18 protein-coding genes are annotated in these 15,614 nt (G+C 64.6%); 7 read left to right on the top strand and 11 right to left on the bottom strand.

What is annotated here, in order from left to right; all coding sequences use genetic code 11:
- Positions 1 to 50: 50 nt before the first annotated feature.
- The 3 genes from RBA95_RS12715 to RBA95_RS12705 form a co-directional block, all read right to left on the bottom strand.
- Positions 51 to 1,118 (bottom strand): Glu/Leu/Phe/Val dehydrogenase dimerization domain-containing protein, encoded by a 1,068-nt coding sequence (locus tag RBA95_RS12715; protein WP_306017242.1) that lies wholly within the window; start codon positions 1,116 to 1,118, stop codon positions 51 to 53.
- Positions 1,119 to 1,277: 159 nt separating this feature from the next.
- Entirely contained in the window at positions 1,278 to 1,874 is a 597-nt protein-coding gene (locus tag RBA95_RS12710; protein WP_306017241.1) for a uracil-DNA glycosylase family protein, read from the bottom strand.
- The gene (locus RBA95_RS12705; RefSeq protein ID WP_306017239.1) at positions 1,867 to 2,139 is read right to left on the bottom strand and encodes a DUF3253 domain-containing protein; all 273 of its coding nucleotides are present in this window, start codon (positions 2,137 to 2,139) and stop codon (positions 1,867 to 1,869) included. The genes RBA95_RS12710 and RBA95_RS12705 overlap by 8 nt, the downstream gene beginning before the upstream one ends.
- Before the next feature lie 23 nt (positions 2,140 to 2,162).
- On the opposite strand from RBA95_RS12705, the gene RBA95_RS12700 reads away from it, so the two are divergent.
- Positions 2,163 to 2,885, top strand: a complete 723-nt coding sequence (locus RBA95_RS12700; protein WP_306017238.1) for a DapH/DapD/GlmU-related protein — start codon at positions 2,163 to 2,165, stop codon at positions 2,883 to 2,885.
- Between the two features lie 77 nt (positions 2,886 to 2,962).
- Entirely contained in the window at positions 2,963 to 3,421 is a 459-nt protein-coding gene (locus RBA95_RS12695) for a hypothetical protein (protein WP_306017237.1), read from the top strand.
- A 59-nt stretch (positions 3,422 to 3,480) separates the two neighbouring features.
- Here the strand turns inward: RBA95_RS12695 and RBA95_RS12690 are convergent, their stop codons facing one another.
- Positions 3,481 to 4,761: a NupC/NupG family nucleoside CNT transporter gene (locus RBA95_RS12690; protein ID WP_306017236.1), complete on the bottom strand. Its 1,281-nt coding sequence runs from the start codon at positions 4,759 to 4,761 to the stop codon at positions 3,481 to 3,483.
- Between the two features lie 128 nt (positions 4,762 to 4,889).
- Here RBA95_RS12690 and RBA95_RS12685 point away from each other — a divergent pair, with 128 nt between their 5' ends.
- Positions 4,890 to 5,087: a DUF1289 domain-containing protein gene (locus tag RBA95_RS12685; protein ID WP_306017235.1), complete on the top strand. Its 198-nt coding sequence runs from the start codon at positions 4,890 to 4,892 to the stop codon at positions 5,085 to 5,087.
- Here RBA95_RS12685 and RBA95_RS12680 read toward each other — a convergent pair whose 3' ends face one another.
- Positions 5,088 to 5,906, bottom strand: coding sequence for a sulfite exporter TauE/SafE family protein (locus RBA95_RS12680; RefSeq protein WP_306017234.1), 819 nt, complete (start codon positions 5,904 to 5,906; stop codon positions 5,088 to 5,090).
- Positions 5,907 to 5,992: 86 nt separating this feature from the next.
- On the bottom strand, positions 5,993 to 6,991 hold the full coding sequence (gene dusA / locus RBA95_RS12675; RefSeq protein ID WP_306017233.1) for a tRNA dihydrouridine(20/20a) synthase DusA: 999 nt from the start codon (positions 6,989 to 6,991) through the stop codon (positions 5,993 to 5,995).
- Positions 6,992 to 7,125: 134 nt separating this feature from the next.
- Between dusA and RBA95_RS12670 the strand changes: the two genes are divergently transcribed.
- Positions 7,126 to 8,181, top strand: coding sequence for an NAD(P)-dependent alcohol dehydrogenase (locus RBA95_RS12670; RefSeq protein WP_306017232.1), 1,056 nt, complete (start codon positions 7,126 to 7,128; stop codon positions 8,179 to 8,181).
- Positions 8,182 to 8,260: 79 nt separating this feature from the next.
- Here the strand turns inward: RBA95_RS12670 and pyrC are convergent, their stop codons facing one another.
- On the bottom strand, positions 8,261 to 9,304 hold the full coding sequence (gene pyrC, locus RBA95_RS12665) for a dihydroorotase (RefSeq protein WP_306017231.1): 1,044 nt from the start codon (positions 9,302 to 9,304) through the stop codon (positions 8,261 to 8,263).
- Positions 9,305 to 9,438: 134 nt separating this feature from the next.
- Here pyrC and RBA95_RS12660 point away from each other — a divergent pair, with 134 nt between their 5' ends.
- The 3 genes from RBA95_RS12660 (at position 9,439) to RBA95_RS12650 (ending at position 13,263) form a co-directional block, all read left to right on the top strand.
- Entirely contained in the window at positions 9,439 to 9,990 is a 552-nt protein-coding gene (locus tag RBA95_RS12660; protein ID WP_306017230.1) for a hypothetical protein, read from the top strand.
- A gap of 71 nt (positions 9,991 to 10,061) precedes the next feature.
- Positions 10,062 to 10,634 carry a response regulator gene (locus RBA95_RS12655; protein WP_306017229.1) on the top strand — a complete coding sequence of 191 codons (573 nt, stop codon included), beginning with the start codon at positions 10,062 to 10,064 and terminating at the stop codon, positions 10,632 to 10,634.
- A 73-nt stretch (positions 10,635 to 10,707) separates the two neighbouring features.
- Positions 10,708 to 13,263, top strand: a complete 2,556-nt coding sequence (locus RBA95_RS12650; protein ID WP_306017228.1) for an ATP-binding protein — start codon at positions 10,708 to 10,710, stop codon at positions 13,261 to 13,263.
- Positions 13,264 to 13,301: 38 nt separating this feature from the next.
- Here the strand turns inward: RBA95_RS12650 and RBA95_RS12645 are convergent, their stop codons facing one another.
- From RBA95_RS12645 to RBA95_RS12630, 4 genes are read right to left on the bottom strand one after another with little or no spacing between them, the layout of a single operon-like run.
- The gene (locus RBA95_RS12645; RefSeq protein WP_306017227.1) at positions 13,302 to 13,928 is read right to left on the bottom strand and encodes a periplasmic heavy metal sensor; all 627 of its coding nucleotides are present in this window, start codon (positions 13,926 to 13,928) and stop codon (positions 13,302 to 13,304) included.
- A complete protein-coding gene (locus RBA95_RS12640; RefSeq protein ID WP_306017226.1) occupies positions 13,925 to 14,344 on the bottom strand; it encodes a hypothetical protein in 420 nt (139 codons plus the stop codon). The genes RBA95_RS12645 and RBA95_RS12640 overlap by 4 nt, the downstream gene beginning before the upstream one ends.
- Positions 14,341 to 14,994 carry an RNA polymerase sigma factor gene (locus RBA95_RS12635; protein ID WP_306017225.1) on the bottom strand — a complete coding sequence of 218 codons (654 nt, stop codon included), beginning with the start codon at positions 14,992 to 14,994 and terminating at the stop codon, positions 14,341 to 14,343. The genes RBA95_RS12640 and RBA95_RS12635 overlap by 4 nt, the downstream gene beginning before the upstream one ends.
- A gap of 19 nt (positions 14,995 to 15,013) precedes the next feature.
- The gene (locus RBA95_RS12630; RefSeq protein WP_306017224.1) at positions 15,014 to 15,550 is read right to left on the bottom strand and encodes a hypothetical protein; all 537 of its coding nucleotides are present in this window, start codon (positions 15,548 to 15,550) and stop codon (positions 15,014 to 15,016) included.
- Positions 15,551 to 15,614 lie beyond the last annotated feature (64 nt).

Genomic DNA, 15,614 nt, shown 5'->3' with positions numbered 1-15,614 from the left:
CCCCCCCCCCCCCGCTTCCATGTGCAAGTCCAATTCAGCCTGCTGGCGATTTATTCCGCCGCCAGGGCCTTTTGTTCGGCCGCATCGGCCAGGCGCTGACGCGCCAGCTCGTCGGAGACGATGTTGGACGGGCGGTTTTCACGCGCCGCTGTGTCCATGATCTCGCCCAGCGTGGCTTTCAGGGTGTGCAGCTTGCCTTCCACCCATTTGTTGTCGAAGCGGGAGTCGATCTCGCCCATGACATTGATGATGCCGCCGGCGTTGATGACATAGTCCGGCGCATACAGGATGCCGCGCTTGACGAGCTCGGCGCCCATTTCGCGGGTTTCGAGCTGATTGTTCGCAGCACCGGCGACCACTTTGACCTTCAGGCGGTCAATGGTGCTCGGATTGATGATGGCGCCCAGCGCGCACGGGGTGAAGATGTCCGCATCCACGTCGTAGATGGCGTTGGGATCCTCGACCACTTTCGCACCGGTTTCCTTGGCGATGGCCTTCAGCTCGGCTTCGCGAATGTCAGCCAGGTGCAGTTCGGCGCCGGCTTCCGCCAGGTGACGGACCAGATAGGCGCCCACATGGCCGGTGGCGCCCTGAACCGCGATCTTCACGCCATTGAGGTCTTCCGAACCCAGGCCCCGGGCCGCAGCGGCCTGGATGCCCATGAACACGCCCTTGGCGGTCACCGGGGACGGATCGCCCGTGCCGTCCGGCAGGCCGACCACGTGACGGGTGGTGCGGCGGGCGACGACCATGTCGTCGGGAGACACGCCCACATCTTCCGCGGAGATGTACTGGCCGTTCAGGCTTTCCAGCGCACGGCCGAAGGCTTCAAACAGGGCCTGACGGTCGAACTCGCCCTCGGGCTTCATGATCACGGATTTGCCGCCGCCAATGGGCAGGTCCGCCATGATGTTCTTGTAGCTCATGCCCTGGGACAGGCGCAGCACATCGGTCACCGCCTCGGCAGAGGACGGATAGGACCACATGCGGCAGCCGCCAACGGCCGGGCCGCGCGCGGTGGAGTGCACCGCCAGGATGGCTTTGAGCCCCGTCGCCGGATCAGTGGCGAAAAGAACTTTCTCGTGGTTATCAAACGCGGTGTGCTCGAACAGGCTCATGAGCGGGGAGTCCTTCCTGTCGCGAAACGAAAATGGAACGCTGGGGGCCGGAGCCGCTTCATCGGCGGTCACGATCAGCCAGGGCCAGCGCGTGCGCCGTCTCGATACCTTTTGCGACAGTTCCGCGCAAGTGTCCGTTTTACTTGGGTAAATGTACGGTCAATTTAGACTGTTCAACATTTCGCGGACGCGAGCTTTCAGTTCAGGCAAAACTTCTTGCTCAAACCAAGGGTTACGCTTCAGCCATCCGGTATTGCGCCAGCTCGGATGCGGCAGCGCAGCATAATCTGGCCAATGCAGTCGCCACTGCTTTACGGTCTCGGTCAGGGTTTTTGCAGCTCGATTCCCCAGATGCCAGCGCTGTGCATGGGCGCCCACCAGTAAAGTCAGCCCCACATGCGGCAATGCGGCGCCCGCACGGTCCTGCCAGAGCGGCGCGCATTCTCGGCGCGGCGGCTTGTCCCCGCCCTTGGCATCCAGTCCGGGAAAACAGAAGCCCATGGGCGTAATGGCGACGGCCCGCTCATCATAGAATTCCGCCTCGCTCACCCCCATCCAGTCGCGCAGACGGTCCCCGCTGGGATCGGTGAAGGGCTTGCCGCTGGCCTGCACCCGCGTGCCCGGCGCCTGTCCGATGATGCGAATTCGGGCGCTGGCTTGGCCGCAGACAACGGGACGGACAGGATGGTCCAGATGGGGCTGGCAGACCCGACAGGCGCGGATCTCGCGCTTGAGCTGGTCGAAATCCTCAGCCATCGCCTTCCGGCGCAGGCGCCTCGGGCGCCTTGGCGAGGCGATAGACGCCCTTGAAGTTCTCCGGATCGACCGGCTTGCCCTTGCGCAGGATCACGATCTTGCCCTGCCGGGCCAGATGGATGGCGGCGTTGCGCACATGGCGCATGCGGTTCTGGAAGTCTTCGGGGAAGACTTCGCGGGCCGCCTCGGAGGGGCAGATGCTTTTATCCGGCCCTCGTTGCTCGACCAGGGACAGAATCGCGGTTTCGATAACGTCTTCGCTCATTCCTGGCTGGATACTCCAAAACCATGCGTCATGACCACCGCCCATACTGGATGCACGCCCTGTGGGAGCAGTTCGAGAACGCCTGGACGCGTCATTTCCTCAAGCCGCATTTCGAAAGCCTGGGCGATCACGCCAAGGTGGTGCGCCCGTGGAATGTGGAGGTGTTCGGCCCCAATGTGCATGCGGGCAAGGCCATCCACATTGTCAGCCGCCGCGACCAGCCGGTCAGCTTCACCGTCTGGTCGCCCGCTGACGCGCCGGGCGAGATCCATATCGGCGATTGCTGTTTCTTCGCCGGCAGCATCCGCATCCTGGCGGCCGAAAGGATCATCATCGGAAACGCCGCGCTGCTGGCCAAATCGGTCACCATCACCGACAGCGACTGGCATGGTCTGTATGACCGCACCACCGCACGCCCGCCCAGCGCGCCGGTGATCATCGGCGACAATGTCTGGATCGGCGACGGCGCCTTCATCGGCAAGGGCGTCACCATTGGCGACAACGCCGTCATCGGCGCCCGCTCGGTCGTCACCAGGGATGTGCCCGCCAACACCGTGGTCGCCGGCGCGCCGGCCAAGCCCCTCAAGACCCTCGACCCGGACGGCCCGTTCAAGACCCGCATGGAGATGCTGGGCGACGCCGAGGGTCTGGAGCGGTTCATGCAGGCCGCCTATCGCGAACAACTAGGCGGCAATTCCACGCTGGGCTGGCTCAGGAGCAAGGTCTTCCCGCGTCGGGGAGACTGAACCGATCAGATTCAACTTTTGTGAGATTTAGAATCCATATTACCTCCTGTATGGGGAATTTACATAGGAGGTCCCTCATGAAATCTCTCATTTCAACCGCCGCGAGCCTGACTGTGCTCATGTCTGCAAGCGCCATCGCGGACGACCACACCGGCTCGGCGGATTTCGAACTGACCCATGTGGCTGCGGTCCTGAACACCGGACCGGTGGACCCCACTCATGACGAGCAATGCGATGCGCTGCTGTCTGACCATGTCGGTTTGCACGCGCATTCCAGCTGGGAGGTGAATACGACCACCGGCATGATGTCCGCCACGACCACCGTCATGGACGCCGAGATCGGCATGTTCCCGATGGGCATTTCCGGGCATTACGATTTCATGTCCTCATCCATCCCGTCCGGGTTGTCCGAGCAGCATGTGGACCGCGTCATCCTGAACATGGACGACACATTCGAGAACCAGGCGCTTCGAATCCTGTTCGTCTATGACGATCAGGATTTCAATTGCGTCCTGTCGTCGGACGCCATGCACTAGCTCACAGCAAAACGGCCCCGGACATCCGGGGCCGTTTTCATGTCTGCCTGTGAAGGAGCCTAACTGAACAGGCTCATCGGCAAGGCGCCGACCACGGCGCCGGTCATCATCGTGGCGAGGGTGCCCGAGATGAGCGCGCGCGGGGCGAGCTGGAGGATGTCCTCACGGCGGCTCGGCGCCACGGCGATCAGACCGCCGGTCAGGATGCCGACCGAGGAGAAGTTCGCAAAGCCGCAAGCCGCATAGGTCATGATCAGACGCGAACGCGGGCTGAGCTGATCGGCGTTCGCCGCCAGCGCATCATAGGCGAAGATCTCGTTGAGCGCGGTCTTGAAGCCCATCACGGTGCCGCCCGCCTGCGCTTCGCTCCAGGGCAGACCCGCGACCCAGACGAGCGGGGCGAAGATCAGGCCAAGCACGCGCTGAATGGTGATCGGCTCGCCCATCACGTCCGGCATGCCGCCGAGCATGAAGTTCACCAGCGCGACGATGGCGGTGAACACCAGGAGCATGGCGATGATGTTCACGAACAGCTTCACGCCGTCCGCCACACCGGTGGTCAGCGCGTCCATGGTGGAGTGATAAAGCTGGACCGGAATGCGTTCCTTCTCGGCCTGCTCGGCGGTTTCGTCCTGCGGGTGCATCAGCCGCGCCAGGATCGCCGCAGCCGGCACCGAGATCAGCGAGGCGGTCAGGATATGACCGGCTGCGTCATCCAGCACGGAGTTGAGCTGGCTCACATAGATGGCCATCACCGAGCCCGCCACGGTGGAAAAGCCCACCGTCATGATCAGGAACAGGTCCGAGCGGGAAATCGCCGGCAGACGCGGACGGATCAGCACCGGGCTTTCGGTCATCCCCAGGAAGATGTTGGCGGCGGCGCCCAGGGACGCGGCGCCGGACAGGTTCAGGATGCGGCGGAACAGGCTGGCGAAGCCGCGCACGGCGAATTCCAGGATGCGCCAGCGCCAGAGCACCGCCGAGATCGCGGACAGCACGATGACCATGGGCAGCGCCTGGAACGCGAAGGTGAAGGTCAGCCCTTCCGCGCCCTCACGGATGACGAACGGGCTTTCGCCCCCGCCCAGATAGCCGAAAACGAAGCTGGTGCCCTCGGTCGTCGCCGCCTGCAGCACTTCCACCACTGTGGTCAGCGAGGACAGGAAGGCGCGCGTGGGCGCAAAGCTGAACAGCAAGATGGCGATGGCGAACTGAACGGCGACGCCCCCCAGCACAAGCACCACCGGCGGCGTTTTGCGCGGGCCCAGCGCCCAGGCGATGGCCAGAAACACGAACACGCCGATGAGGCTGCGCAGCTGCAGACCCAGATCTTCAATCATGTGGATGTAATCCCCTAATGACCGCCCACGCCGCACCGGGCGTTTGTCACAGGTTCGCCAAAATACCGTTTTCTGTCCGAAACACTAGTGCGCTTGCAGCAGACGGCTGAACGCGCCAGTTTCAGGCCATGACAGAACCGATCTGGAGCCCCTGCAAACGCGTCTGCGTCGTCGATCCCAATGCGGCGATGTGCGTGGGCTGTTTCCGCACCATGGATGAGCTGGGCCGCTGGATGAGCATGACCCAGCAAGAGCGCCTGGCGATCAAGCCCGAGCTGAAAGCCCGCGAGGCGGCCTATCGTGAAAAACGCAAGACGACCCGCTAGCTAGCCGACAAAGATCGCTTCGCGCAGCATGTTCAGCGACATGATCAGAAGGCCGATGGCGAAGATCTGCTTGAGCCGTTTGGCGTTCAGGCTGTGGGCCAGATTCGCGCCCACTGGCGCCAGGAAGACGGCGGATGCGGCCAGCGTCACGAACGCGGCCATGTTCACATAGCCCAGCGAGAATGGCGCGCGCGCCGGTTCATCCAGCCCCGCCACCATGAAGCCGATCGCGCCAGGCAGGCCGATGGCGACGCCGAAGCCGGCGGCGGTGGCGACGGCGGTGTGGATGGTCTTACCGTGCAGGGTCATCAGCGTCACGCCAAAGACGCCGCCGCCAATACCCATCAGGGAGGACAGGATGCCGATCAGCAGGCCCAGCACCGTCTTCAGGGGCTGGCCCGGCAGGTCATCCGCCAGCTTCCAGTCCGGACGTCCGAAGAAGAACTGCGCCGAGAGCAGCAAGGCCACTGCGCCGAAAAGCCCCGTCAGCGCCCGGCCCGGCGCCAGATCGGCGACCGCAGAGCCCAGAAGCGCGCCGATGACGATGAAGGGCGTCCAGGTCCTGAGCACCTGAAAATCCACCGCGCCCTTCTGGGCGTGGGCGGCCACGGACCTGAGCGACGTGGCCACGATCACCATCAGCGATGTGCCGACAGCCGCATGCATGGCGTGCGCCTCATATCCCAAAGCGGTCAGCACATAGTAGAGCGCCGGCACCATGATGATGCCGCCGCCAATGCCGAACAGGCCCGCAATCAGCCCGGCGAAGGCGCCGACGGCCAGAAGGGCGAGGATGAAGGGAATGAGCGAGGCGTCCATGGCGCGGGCCTTTCACGCAGACTGAAAGAGGGCCGCACTTTTGCGCCGTTTCATGGCGCGCCGCAACATAAAGGCTGGAAAGGGATTTATTCCGCCGCCGCGGGACGCACGGCGTCGAGCGCGTCTTCCAGCACCTCCCAGCCGGCGCCGGGCCGGTTGGCGCGCTCGGACAGGATCTGACGCCATTTGCGGGCGCCGGGACGGCCTGCGAACAGGCCCAGCATGTGCCGGGTTATGGCGTGCAGCTTTATACCCTTGGCGAGCTGGCTTTCCACATAGGGACGATAGGCCTCAACCGCCTCAAACGGCGTTGCGCACGGATCAGAGGCTTCGCCGTAAAGGCGCGTATCCACTTCGGCCAGCGTCCAGGGCGTGTGATACGCCGCCCGGCCCAACATGATGCCATCCGTGCCTTGCATTTCCGCCAGGCCGTGCTCGAGGGTTTCAAGACCGCCGTTCAGAAGCACTTCGAGATCGGGGTGCTCGGCCTTCATCCGGCGCACCAGATCATAATCAAGCGGCGGCACGTCGCGGTTTTCCTTGGGGCTCAGCCCTTTCAGCCAGGCCTTGCGCGCGTGCACGACAAAGGTCGTCACACCGCTCTCGCGCACGGTCTCGACGAAATCGAACAGAGTCTTTTCCGGATCCTGGTCATCCACGCCCAGTCGGTGCTTGACCGTGACGGGAACCGAGACCGTCTCGCGCATGGCGGTCAGGCAGTCGCGCACCAGCTCGGGCTCGCGCATCAGACAGGCGCCGAACTTGCCCGATTGCACCCGGTCAGACGGGCAGCCCACATTCAGATTGATCTCGAGATAGCCATAGCGTTCCGCGATCTTCGAGGCGCGGGCCAAAATCTCCGGATCAGAGCCCCCCAGCTGGATGGCGACGGGATGCTCGGCCGCCTCGAACCCGATCAGGCGCGGCACATCGCCATGGATCAGCGCCTGATCCACCGCCATTTCGGTATACAGCACCGCGCGGCGCGTCAGGACGCGATGGAAGGCGCGGCAATGCCGGTCCGTCCAGTCCATCATGGGCGCCACCGTGAACCGGCGGTCGAGAGGGGCTGCGCTGTGTGTCATGGCCGCGGGATGTAGTGCGCGCGCGGAAAAATCGCAAATCCGCAAACAGTAAGCGTTATCTTATATCGCTTGCGATATAACTCCGTCGTCCTACGTATGACAGGACGCTCACAGCCAGTCTCAGGAGAGAGAACTTGAAAACCACCGGATATGCCGCCTACGCCGCGGACAAGCCCCTCGCCCCATATGACTTCGAACGCCGTGAGCTGCGCGGTAATGATGTCGCGATCGAGATCACCTATTGCGGCGTCTGCCACTCCGACCTGCACACCGCCCGCGGTGACTGGGGCGCTGTCGACTATCCCGTCGTCCCCGGCCACGAAATCGTCGGCAAGGTCATCGCCGTCGGCCCCGATGTCGAGCAATACGCCGTCGGCGACAATGTGGCCGTGGGCTGCATGGTCGACAGCTGCCAGGAATGCGACCAGTGCACCCATGGCGAGGAGCAGTTCTGCCGCAACGGCATGACCGCCACCTATGATTCCAAGGACCGGATCAGCGGCGAGCCGACCCAGGGCGGCTATTCCAAGCACATCGTCGTGCGCGAGGAGTTCGTGCTGGCCCTGCCCGACGGTCTCGACCTGTCCCGCGCAGCGCCGCTGCTGTGCGCCGGCATCACCACCTATTCCCCGCTGCGTACCTGGAATGTGGGCCCGGGCAGCCGCGTCGGCGTTGTCGGCATGGGCGGTCTGGGTCACATGGCGATCAAGCTGGCCGTGGCCATGGGCGCCCATGTGACCGTGATCAGCCGCTCGCCGAGCAAGGAAAAGGATGCACTGGAGCTGGGCGCGGACGCCGTTCTGATCTCCACCGACAAGGACGCGATGAAACAGGCGCGCAACTCGCTCGACCTCATCATCGACACCGTGCCGGTCAAGCACGATGTGAACCCCTATGTTCCGCTTCTGGACATTGACGGCACGCTGGCGCTGGTCGGCCAGGTCGGCCCGATGGAAGAGTTCATGACCCCGCCCTTGCTCATGGGCCGTCGCCGCGTCGCCGCCTCCCTGATCGGCGGTATTGCGGAGACCCAGGAGCTGCTCGATTTCTGCGGTCGCATGAACATCCTGCCCGAGTGCGAGATGATCAAGATGGACGAGATCAACACCGCCTTTGACCGCATGGAAAAGGCCGATGTGCGCTATCGTTTCGTCATCGACATGAGCAGCGTCGACGCGCCCGCCGCCTAGGCGCCCACAGCTCACATGAAAACGCCGCCTTGCATCATGCAGGGCGGCGTTTTTGCATCAGGCGCGCGTCCTGAAGGCCTCAGCCTTCGACGAGGCGCCAGCTCATCTGTTCGCCCGCATGGAAGGGGACGACCTTGATATCGCCGTCCTCAAACGTCGCAGGAATATCGGTCGGCTGGCGCTTGAGCGTGATCGTGCCCTCATTGCGCGGCAGACGATAGAAATCGGGCCCGAACTCGCTGGCGAAGCCTTCGAGCTTGTCGAGCGCGCCTTCCTCTTCAAACGTCTGGGCATAGCTCTCAATGGCCACCGGGGCACTGAAGATCCCCGCACAGCCGCAGGCGCTTTCCTTGGCGTGGCGCTCATGAGGCGCCGTGTCCGTGCCCAGGAAGAATTTCGGATTGCCTGACACCGCCGCCTTGCGCAGGGCCAGCTTGTGCAGGCGCCGCTTGGCGACCGGCAGGCAATAGGCGTGCGGTCGAATGCCGCCCACCAGCATGTCATTGCGATCAATGCGCAGATGGTGCGCGGTGATGGTGGCGCCGATAGTGTCCCCGCCCGCTTTGACGAACTCCACCGATTGCTCGGTGGTGATGTGCTCGAGCACCACGCGCAGGCCGGGCATGTCCTGGATGAGCGGCCCCAGAACCGTGTCGAGGAAGACCGCTTCGCGATCAAAGATGTCGATGTCGGGACTGACCACCTCGCCATGCACCAGGAGCGGCATGCCCAGCTTCTCCATCCGTTCCAGCACCGGGCGGATATTGGCGATATCGCTGACGCCGTGCGCGGAATTGGTGGTGGCGTTCTGGGGATAGAGCTTGGCGGCGGTGAACACGCCGCCCTTGTAGCCGCGCTCGATCTCGTCGGCGCTGATCGTGTCGGTCAGATACGCCGTCATCAGCGGTGTGAAGCCGCGCCCGGCAGGCACGGCTGCGTTGATCCGGTCTCGATAGGCGATCGCCTGATCCACCGTCGTCACCGGCGGGGTCAGGTTCGGCATCACGATGGCGCGGGCGAACTGCCGGGCGGTGAAATCGGCGACGAAATCGAGCATGGCGCCGTCGCGCAGATGCACATGCCAGTCGTCGGGCTTGCGGAGGGTCAGCGTATCCTGGGTCATGGCGAGCGATGTACACACGCTTTGCATCGAGCGCAAACCTGACCTGCGCCCGGATACGGAAGGGGTTTCGTAACCGTGTTGGTTAACCCGCTCTAGACCCTGTCCGGGTTAGGACTAGGGCAAGGGAGACCTCGATGGCCAAAGCTGAATACCACAAGCATCAACGCGTCTACGTCAAACCGGTCGGCACCTGGGCGGTGATCGAGAAGGTGAAGCCCCATTGGGTGCGCGACGTCGAAGAGCCGGTGAAGATCGCTTACGATTGCGGTCTGGGCCGGGACTTTTCCGCCGATGAGCTCAGCGCCGAAGCGGTGGAGGACAACCCCGTCGGCAACTGGCGGCTGATGCGGGCGCGCAACAAATGGCAATCGGTCGAGGAATGCGCCCACCACCCGCAACCGGGTACCTATCCGGTCGTGGTGACAGACGCCCAGAACTGGGGCGGCTGGCGGGTGCCCGGCGCCGAGTATGATCGCGATCCGGGCCGGATCGAACACCAGGCCCGCTTGATCGTGCATGCGCCCAGCCTATTTGCTCTCGCCGAGCGCCTGGTCAAATCGGCTCAGGATGATCCAGATGCGTCGACCCAGACCATCACTCTCGCCAAATCCGCCGCCGATCTGATTCGCGCTGTGAACGCCCGCCCCGAGGACATGCAACAAAAGTCTGAAGGCTCATTGGATTAACGACACGGCAATGGCATTAAGCCTAGACTGAACGTGAGTCAGATTAAGCCCTGAGCGAACGGAGCCGCGGCATGACGCCCCGCATGGGCAATGTGAACACCCTGATCATCGACGATAATGCTCACATGATCAGCATTATCCGCTCGATGCTGCTCGGTTTCGGCATTTCCCGCACCCATGAATCGCGGGATGCCGTGGAAGCGTTCGAGATGGTGCGTCACGAACCCATCGATCTGATTATCGTCGATTATCAGATGCCGCTGCTGGATGGTCTGGAATTCATCCAGATGGTCCGTCGCGGCGCGGACATGAAAAACCCGTTCGTTCCGATCATTCTCCTGACCGCGCACACCGAACGCTCGCGCATCATGGCCGCCCGGGATGCGGGCGTGACCGAGATCTGCGCCAAGCCGGTCACCGCGCGTCAGATGTGGGAGAAAATCGTGGCGGTGGTGAACAATCCCCGCCCCTTCGTCAAAACCGCCAACTATCTGGGCCCGGATCGTCGCCGCAAACGTGAAGACTATAAAGGCCCTGAGCGTCGCGCGGTGACCACGGAGAAACCGCCAGAAGAGGGCGAGGGCAATGAATCCGAGGTCGTTGACGCCAATGACCAGGACGCCATCGACCAGCTGATGGCCTAACCGCTCGGCAGGCTCTTAACCCGGCATTTACGGCGCTGGACGAACGCCCGCGGAACACCGTAGTTTGGCAAGGATGATTCGTGTCGGCCAACACACTGCGCGCGGCGCCCAAAGCGATCGCTCTCCCGTTTCAGCCGATGCTGAAGCGAAAGGCTCATTATGGCCGACGACCCTGGCGGTCATCGCTTTCTCGCTGGTTTTCGGCTGTGTGATCCTGGTCAAGCTGCACCAGGAATGGACCGCCGCCCGCGCCGAAGCCGAAGCCTCTCAGGCGCGCACCTCCGCCTTTATCGCCGAACGCGTCTCCGGTCGTCTGTCCGAAGTGCGCGGGGCTCTGGCCATGGCCGCCTCCCAGCTTGAAGTGATGAGCCCGGCCAGCCTGGACGCCGGCGCCCAGGCCGGGCTGGACAGCCTGATCGAGGCGCCCTGGGTGGACGCAGCCGCGTTGCTGACCCCGGATGGACGCCTGATCGCCGCGGGTGAAGCGGATCCGGACGCGCTGCGCGAAGCAGCGAATGCGGCCCTTCTGTCCACTTCGGGCCTCGCCGCCCGCCCGGGCCAGACCCCGCCGCTGGTCATCACCGCGCCGGCGCCCCTGGCGGACGGGTCGGTGGGCGCGCTGATCGCCAGCCTGACGCCCCAATCCCTGTTGCCGCGTTGGAACCGCGATGAAGTCGCCATGCTGACCGATGCGGATGGACGCTTGCTGGCGCTGAACCCTGACACGCCCTTCACCGGCGCGCCCTTCGCCGCCGAACGTCTGGGCCTTGATCCCCTCGCCGTCTCGGAGATGGCGCGCAATGGCGGCGCCATGCGCGGCGCCCAGCTGGGCGAGCGGTCTCGCATTCTGGGGGCAGCCTCCATCAACGGCGCGCCGTTGCAGGCGCTCAGCCTGGGCCCTGACGGCATTGACCGGCAGGCTTGGAACAGCACGCTGCTGTTCCACCTGCTGCTCTTCCTGGCGCCGCTGGGCACAGCGGGCGCCCTGTCCATCGTCTTGCGCAACCAGATGGGCCGTCTGGGCGACACCCAGGCGCGCCTGACGGACTCCGAAGGCCGCCTGCACCTCGCCATTGAAGGCGCGCGGTGCGGGGTGTGGGACTGGGATCTGGATACCGATGAAGTGGAGCTGACGGACTCCTTCGCCCAGCTGATCGGGCGCGCCCGCGGCGAATCCCTGTCCGGCCCCGAATTGCTGCTGCTGCTCGGCCAGGAAGACCGGCCCAAGGTGCGTGCGGCCCTGCGCGGCGCCGCCAACGCCCAGGATGTGGATCTGGAAGTGCGCGCGGCGGGCTTGCCGGTCTGGCTGCAATTGCGCGGGCGGCTCCTGCCCAATACGCGCCGGATCATCGGCGTCGCCATCGACATCACCGAACGCAAGGGCGCCCAGGCGCGGGTCGCCGCGGCGGAATCGCGTCTCCGCGCGGCGCTTGAATCCATGAGCGAGAGCTTTGTGCTCTGGGATGCGCGCGGGCGTCTGGTGCTGTGGAACCGTAAATTCCGCGATTTCTTTGGCTTCAACGAACCCGATCTGCGCATCGGGTCGAGCTATGAGCAGGTCGAGGCGACGGCCGCGCGCGCCATAAAGGCCGCGCATGCTTCCGAGGACGGCCAGGACGATTATGATCTTGAGCTCAATGACGGGCGCTGGATCCACTATGCCGAGCGCCGCACCGCCGATGGCGGCCTCGTCAGCGTGGGCGCGGACATCACGGCCCTGAAAGACCAGCAACGCGCGCTCAAGGACAATGACCGCGAGATGCGCCGCACGGTGGAAAACCTGCGCCGCTCCCAGGAACGGGTGCAGGAACTGGCCGCCAATTACGAGCAGGAGAAGATCCGCGCCGAGGAGGCCAACCGCTCCAAGTCCGAATTCCTGGCCAATATGAGCCACGAACTGCGCACGCCGCTCAACGCCATCAACGGGTTTTCCGAGATCATGGCGGGCGAAATGTTCGGCCCGCTCGGCCATGAGCGCTATCAGGACTATGTGCGCGACATTCTCAGCTCCGGCCAGCACCTCCTGTCACTGATCAACGACATTCTGGACATGTCCAAGATCGAAGCCGGCAAGATGCAGCTCCAGCCCGAGCCCATTCTGCCCGCGGAAGTCATCGGCCAGTGCGTGCGGATCATGCGCGCCCGCGCCGAGGAGAAATCCATCGAGCTTGACGTGGATGGCGATGATCTGCCCGAAATCACCGCCGACCCGCGCGCGCTCAAGCAGGTGATCCTGAACCTGATGTCGAACGCCGTGAAATTCACCCCTGAAGGCGGCAAGGTGAGGCTGCGCGGCTTTCATGCGGCGGACGGCGTGGTGCTGCAGGTCTCTGACACCGGCATCGGCATTTCCGAAGACGATCTGCCCCGGGTGGGCCGCCCCTTCGAACAGATCGAAAGCCAGCATTCCAAGAAGCACCAGGGCTCCGGCCTTGGTCTTGCGTTGTCAAAATCCCTTGTCGAGATGCATGGCGGCTCGCTGCGCATCGACTCGCGTCTGGGCGAAGGCACCACCGTCTCCTTCACCCTGCCGTCCGAACCCGGGCTGGTTCAGCCGTCACACGCTGAACCCGCCGACACCGGCAGCCAGACGTCATCGAACGAAGCCTCGATCAGCGCCGAAGCCTGACCCCGGCGCCTATCGGCGATCCCGACACCGCTGGCTTGCTAGAACAGGTCCGGTCGCGGCGCCGCGTCGGGCGGAGACGCGTCGGAATCGCGCGTGTCATCACCCTCGCCCCCCTGCATCTCATGACGCCGGCGCTCATCGTCACGCCCCTCATGATCGTGTGAGCGCCCCCGTTCGCCATCGCGGCTGTGGTCCCGGTCATGACGCCGGGTCAGCGCCCGGTCAAAGGCGTCCCGACGCACATCCGCCGGCAGAATGCCGGCCGCGTCCAGGATCAGCGCTTCGGTGCGTTGCTCCAGTCGCGCCCGCGCTTCGCGCGCCTCGGTCAGGGCCAAGGCGGCAGCTTCGGGGTCATAGGGCTCGGTTGTCAGCACATCGCGCACGGCGCGGCGCTTGTCGCCCAGATCGCGCATGAGGGCGTAAACCTCGTCGCGCGAGGGCGCCATACGCTCAAAGAGCGCGCGACGGTATTCTTCCGGAACCGCCCGGAAAAAGCTGCGCGGCTCAAAGCCCTTCACACTCGCGGCATCGGCGGCGTCCGCCCGGATCGCGGCGCGCGAAGGGCCGTCATCATGAAACCAGCGATGCGCGCTCGACCCGATCAGCAGTCCGTTCAGCAGAACTGACACCAGCAGCAGGGCGATCCAGATATTGATCCGGTTCATGAGCCGTCCTCAAACAGGGTTTCGGTTTCGGATAGAACCGAAAACGCGTTGGCGTACAAGGCATCGTGGTTCGGTTGGGTCTTCATCTGGGCGCCCAACCAACCGGTTCCCGCACCGCACATCAGGGCGATGGCCGCAGCGATCCCGGCCCAGCGCGGCGGCGCAAAGGCGCGTCGAATGCCGGACGCCGCAACCGTCTCGTAAAGCGCGGGCGATGGCGGCGCGATCTCATCAAGGTCCAGCAAGGCGTCCAGCGCCGCCGCCTCGTCCAGAAGCGCCTGCGCCTGGTCCGGGTCAGTCGTCATGAAGGCCCGGGCGCGCGCCTGCTCGTCACCGGGCCAGCGCGACACATCCCCGCCATAGGCGTCGGCCAGTTCGGCAAACCGGTCCGGGTTCATGGTGTCTGTCTCGCTCATATCTCTTTCCCCGATCCGTGCAGTCCGGCCGCATCGGCGATCAACTCGTCACGGTCCGCCGCCAGCTGGGCCTTCAGAGCCCGACGCGCCCGCGCCAGAAGGGATTCCAGCGCTTCCACGCTCACCTCCATGATCTGGGCCGCCTCGATATTGGTATGGTCCTGGAAATGGCACAATTGCAGGGCCAGTTTCTGCCGCTCCGGCAGGGCCGCGACCGCCGCCCTCACCCGGCTCAGGGCATCCTCGCCCGTCAGCCGGCTTTCGGCGCTCGCCGCGCCATCCGCCCGCTCGGGCGCATCCTCGCTGATCTGGGTCTCACGCTTCTTGCGCAAGCGATCATAGCAGGCATTCATGGCGATCCGCGTCACCCAGGTCTCCAGCCGCGCCTTGTCCGGGTCATAGAGCGCGATCTTGCGCCAGACCTTCACGAAGGTTTCCTGCGCCACATCCTCGGCTTCCTCGCGATCTCCCAGAAGTCGCGCCGCCACGCCGTGCACCCGCGGCAGGCATCTTTGCGTCAGCGCACGAATGGCGCCGGCCTCGCCCTGGGCGACGCCGGCGGCCAGCCGGGCGTCAGCCGCGCGCGCTTCCTCGCCCCCGCCTGTCCGGCGGGGGGAGCCGTCTATGACCTTGAGGACGGGACGAGACACGCGCGGCCTTCCTTATCGCTTAGTCGCGCCACCAGGGCGCACGACGCGCCTCGCGGCGTTCCGCACGCGCCTGCATGTGAGCGTCGAGCTCATCGGGGGATACCGCCCCATCAGAGTTGGCGTCCAGACGTTCGAACATGCGGCCTGACCGCATCATGAATTCATCGGCGGACACGCGTCCATCCTCATCCGCGTCAAACCCCCGGCCTTCGCCCCGACGGGCGTTGCGGCGGTTGGGGCGGTCTTCGCGCAGCGCCATCATGCGCATCCGCATCGGCGAGGCGTCCGCCTGGTCCAGAAAGCCGTCGCCATTGCGATCGCGCCAGGCGAACTCTTCCGCTTGCAGCGTCTCGATCTCGGCGCGATTGACGGTGTTGTCGCCGTTCAGGTCCGCCGCTTCCAGTATGCGCAGACCGCGCATTCCGCCACGACCATGGCCACGTTCATGATGGCCCTGACCGCGCGCGCCGTGTCCGTCAAAGCCCATCGGCTGGGCCAGCGCGGCGCCCGAACCCAGAACCATCATCGCTGCAGCAGCGCTCAGAAGTCTCTTCATCGTACCAATCTCCTGTATCCCGGCGGGGGCTTGTTGTCTCCCTCGCTCATGGTCTTGGTACGGG

The organism is Oceanicaulis sp. MMSF_3324 (genome assembly GCF_030733545.1).
Classification (GTDB): domain Bacteria; phylum Pseudomonadota; class Alphaproteobacteria; order Caulobacterales; family Maricaulaceae; genus Oceanicaulis.
This window is presented reverse-complemented; position numbering and strand designations above follow the sequence as displayed.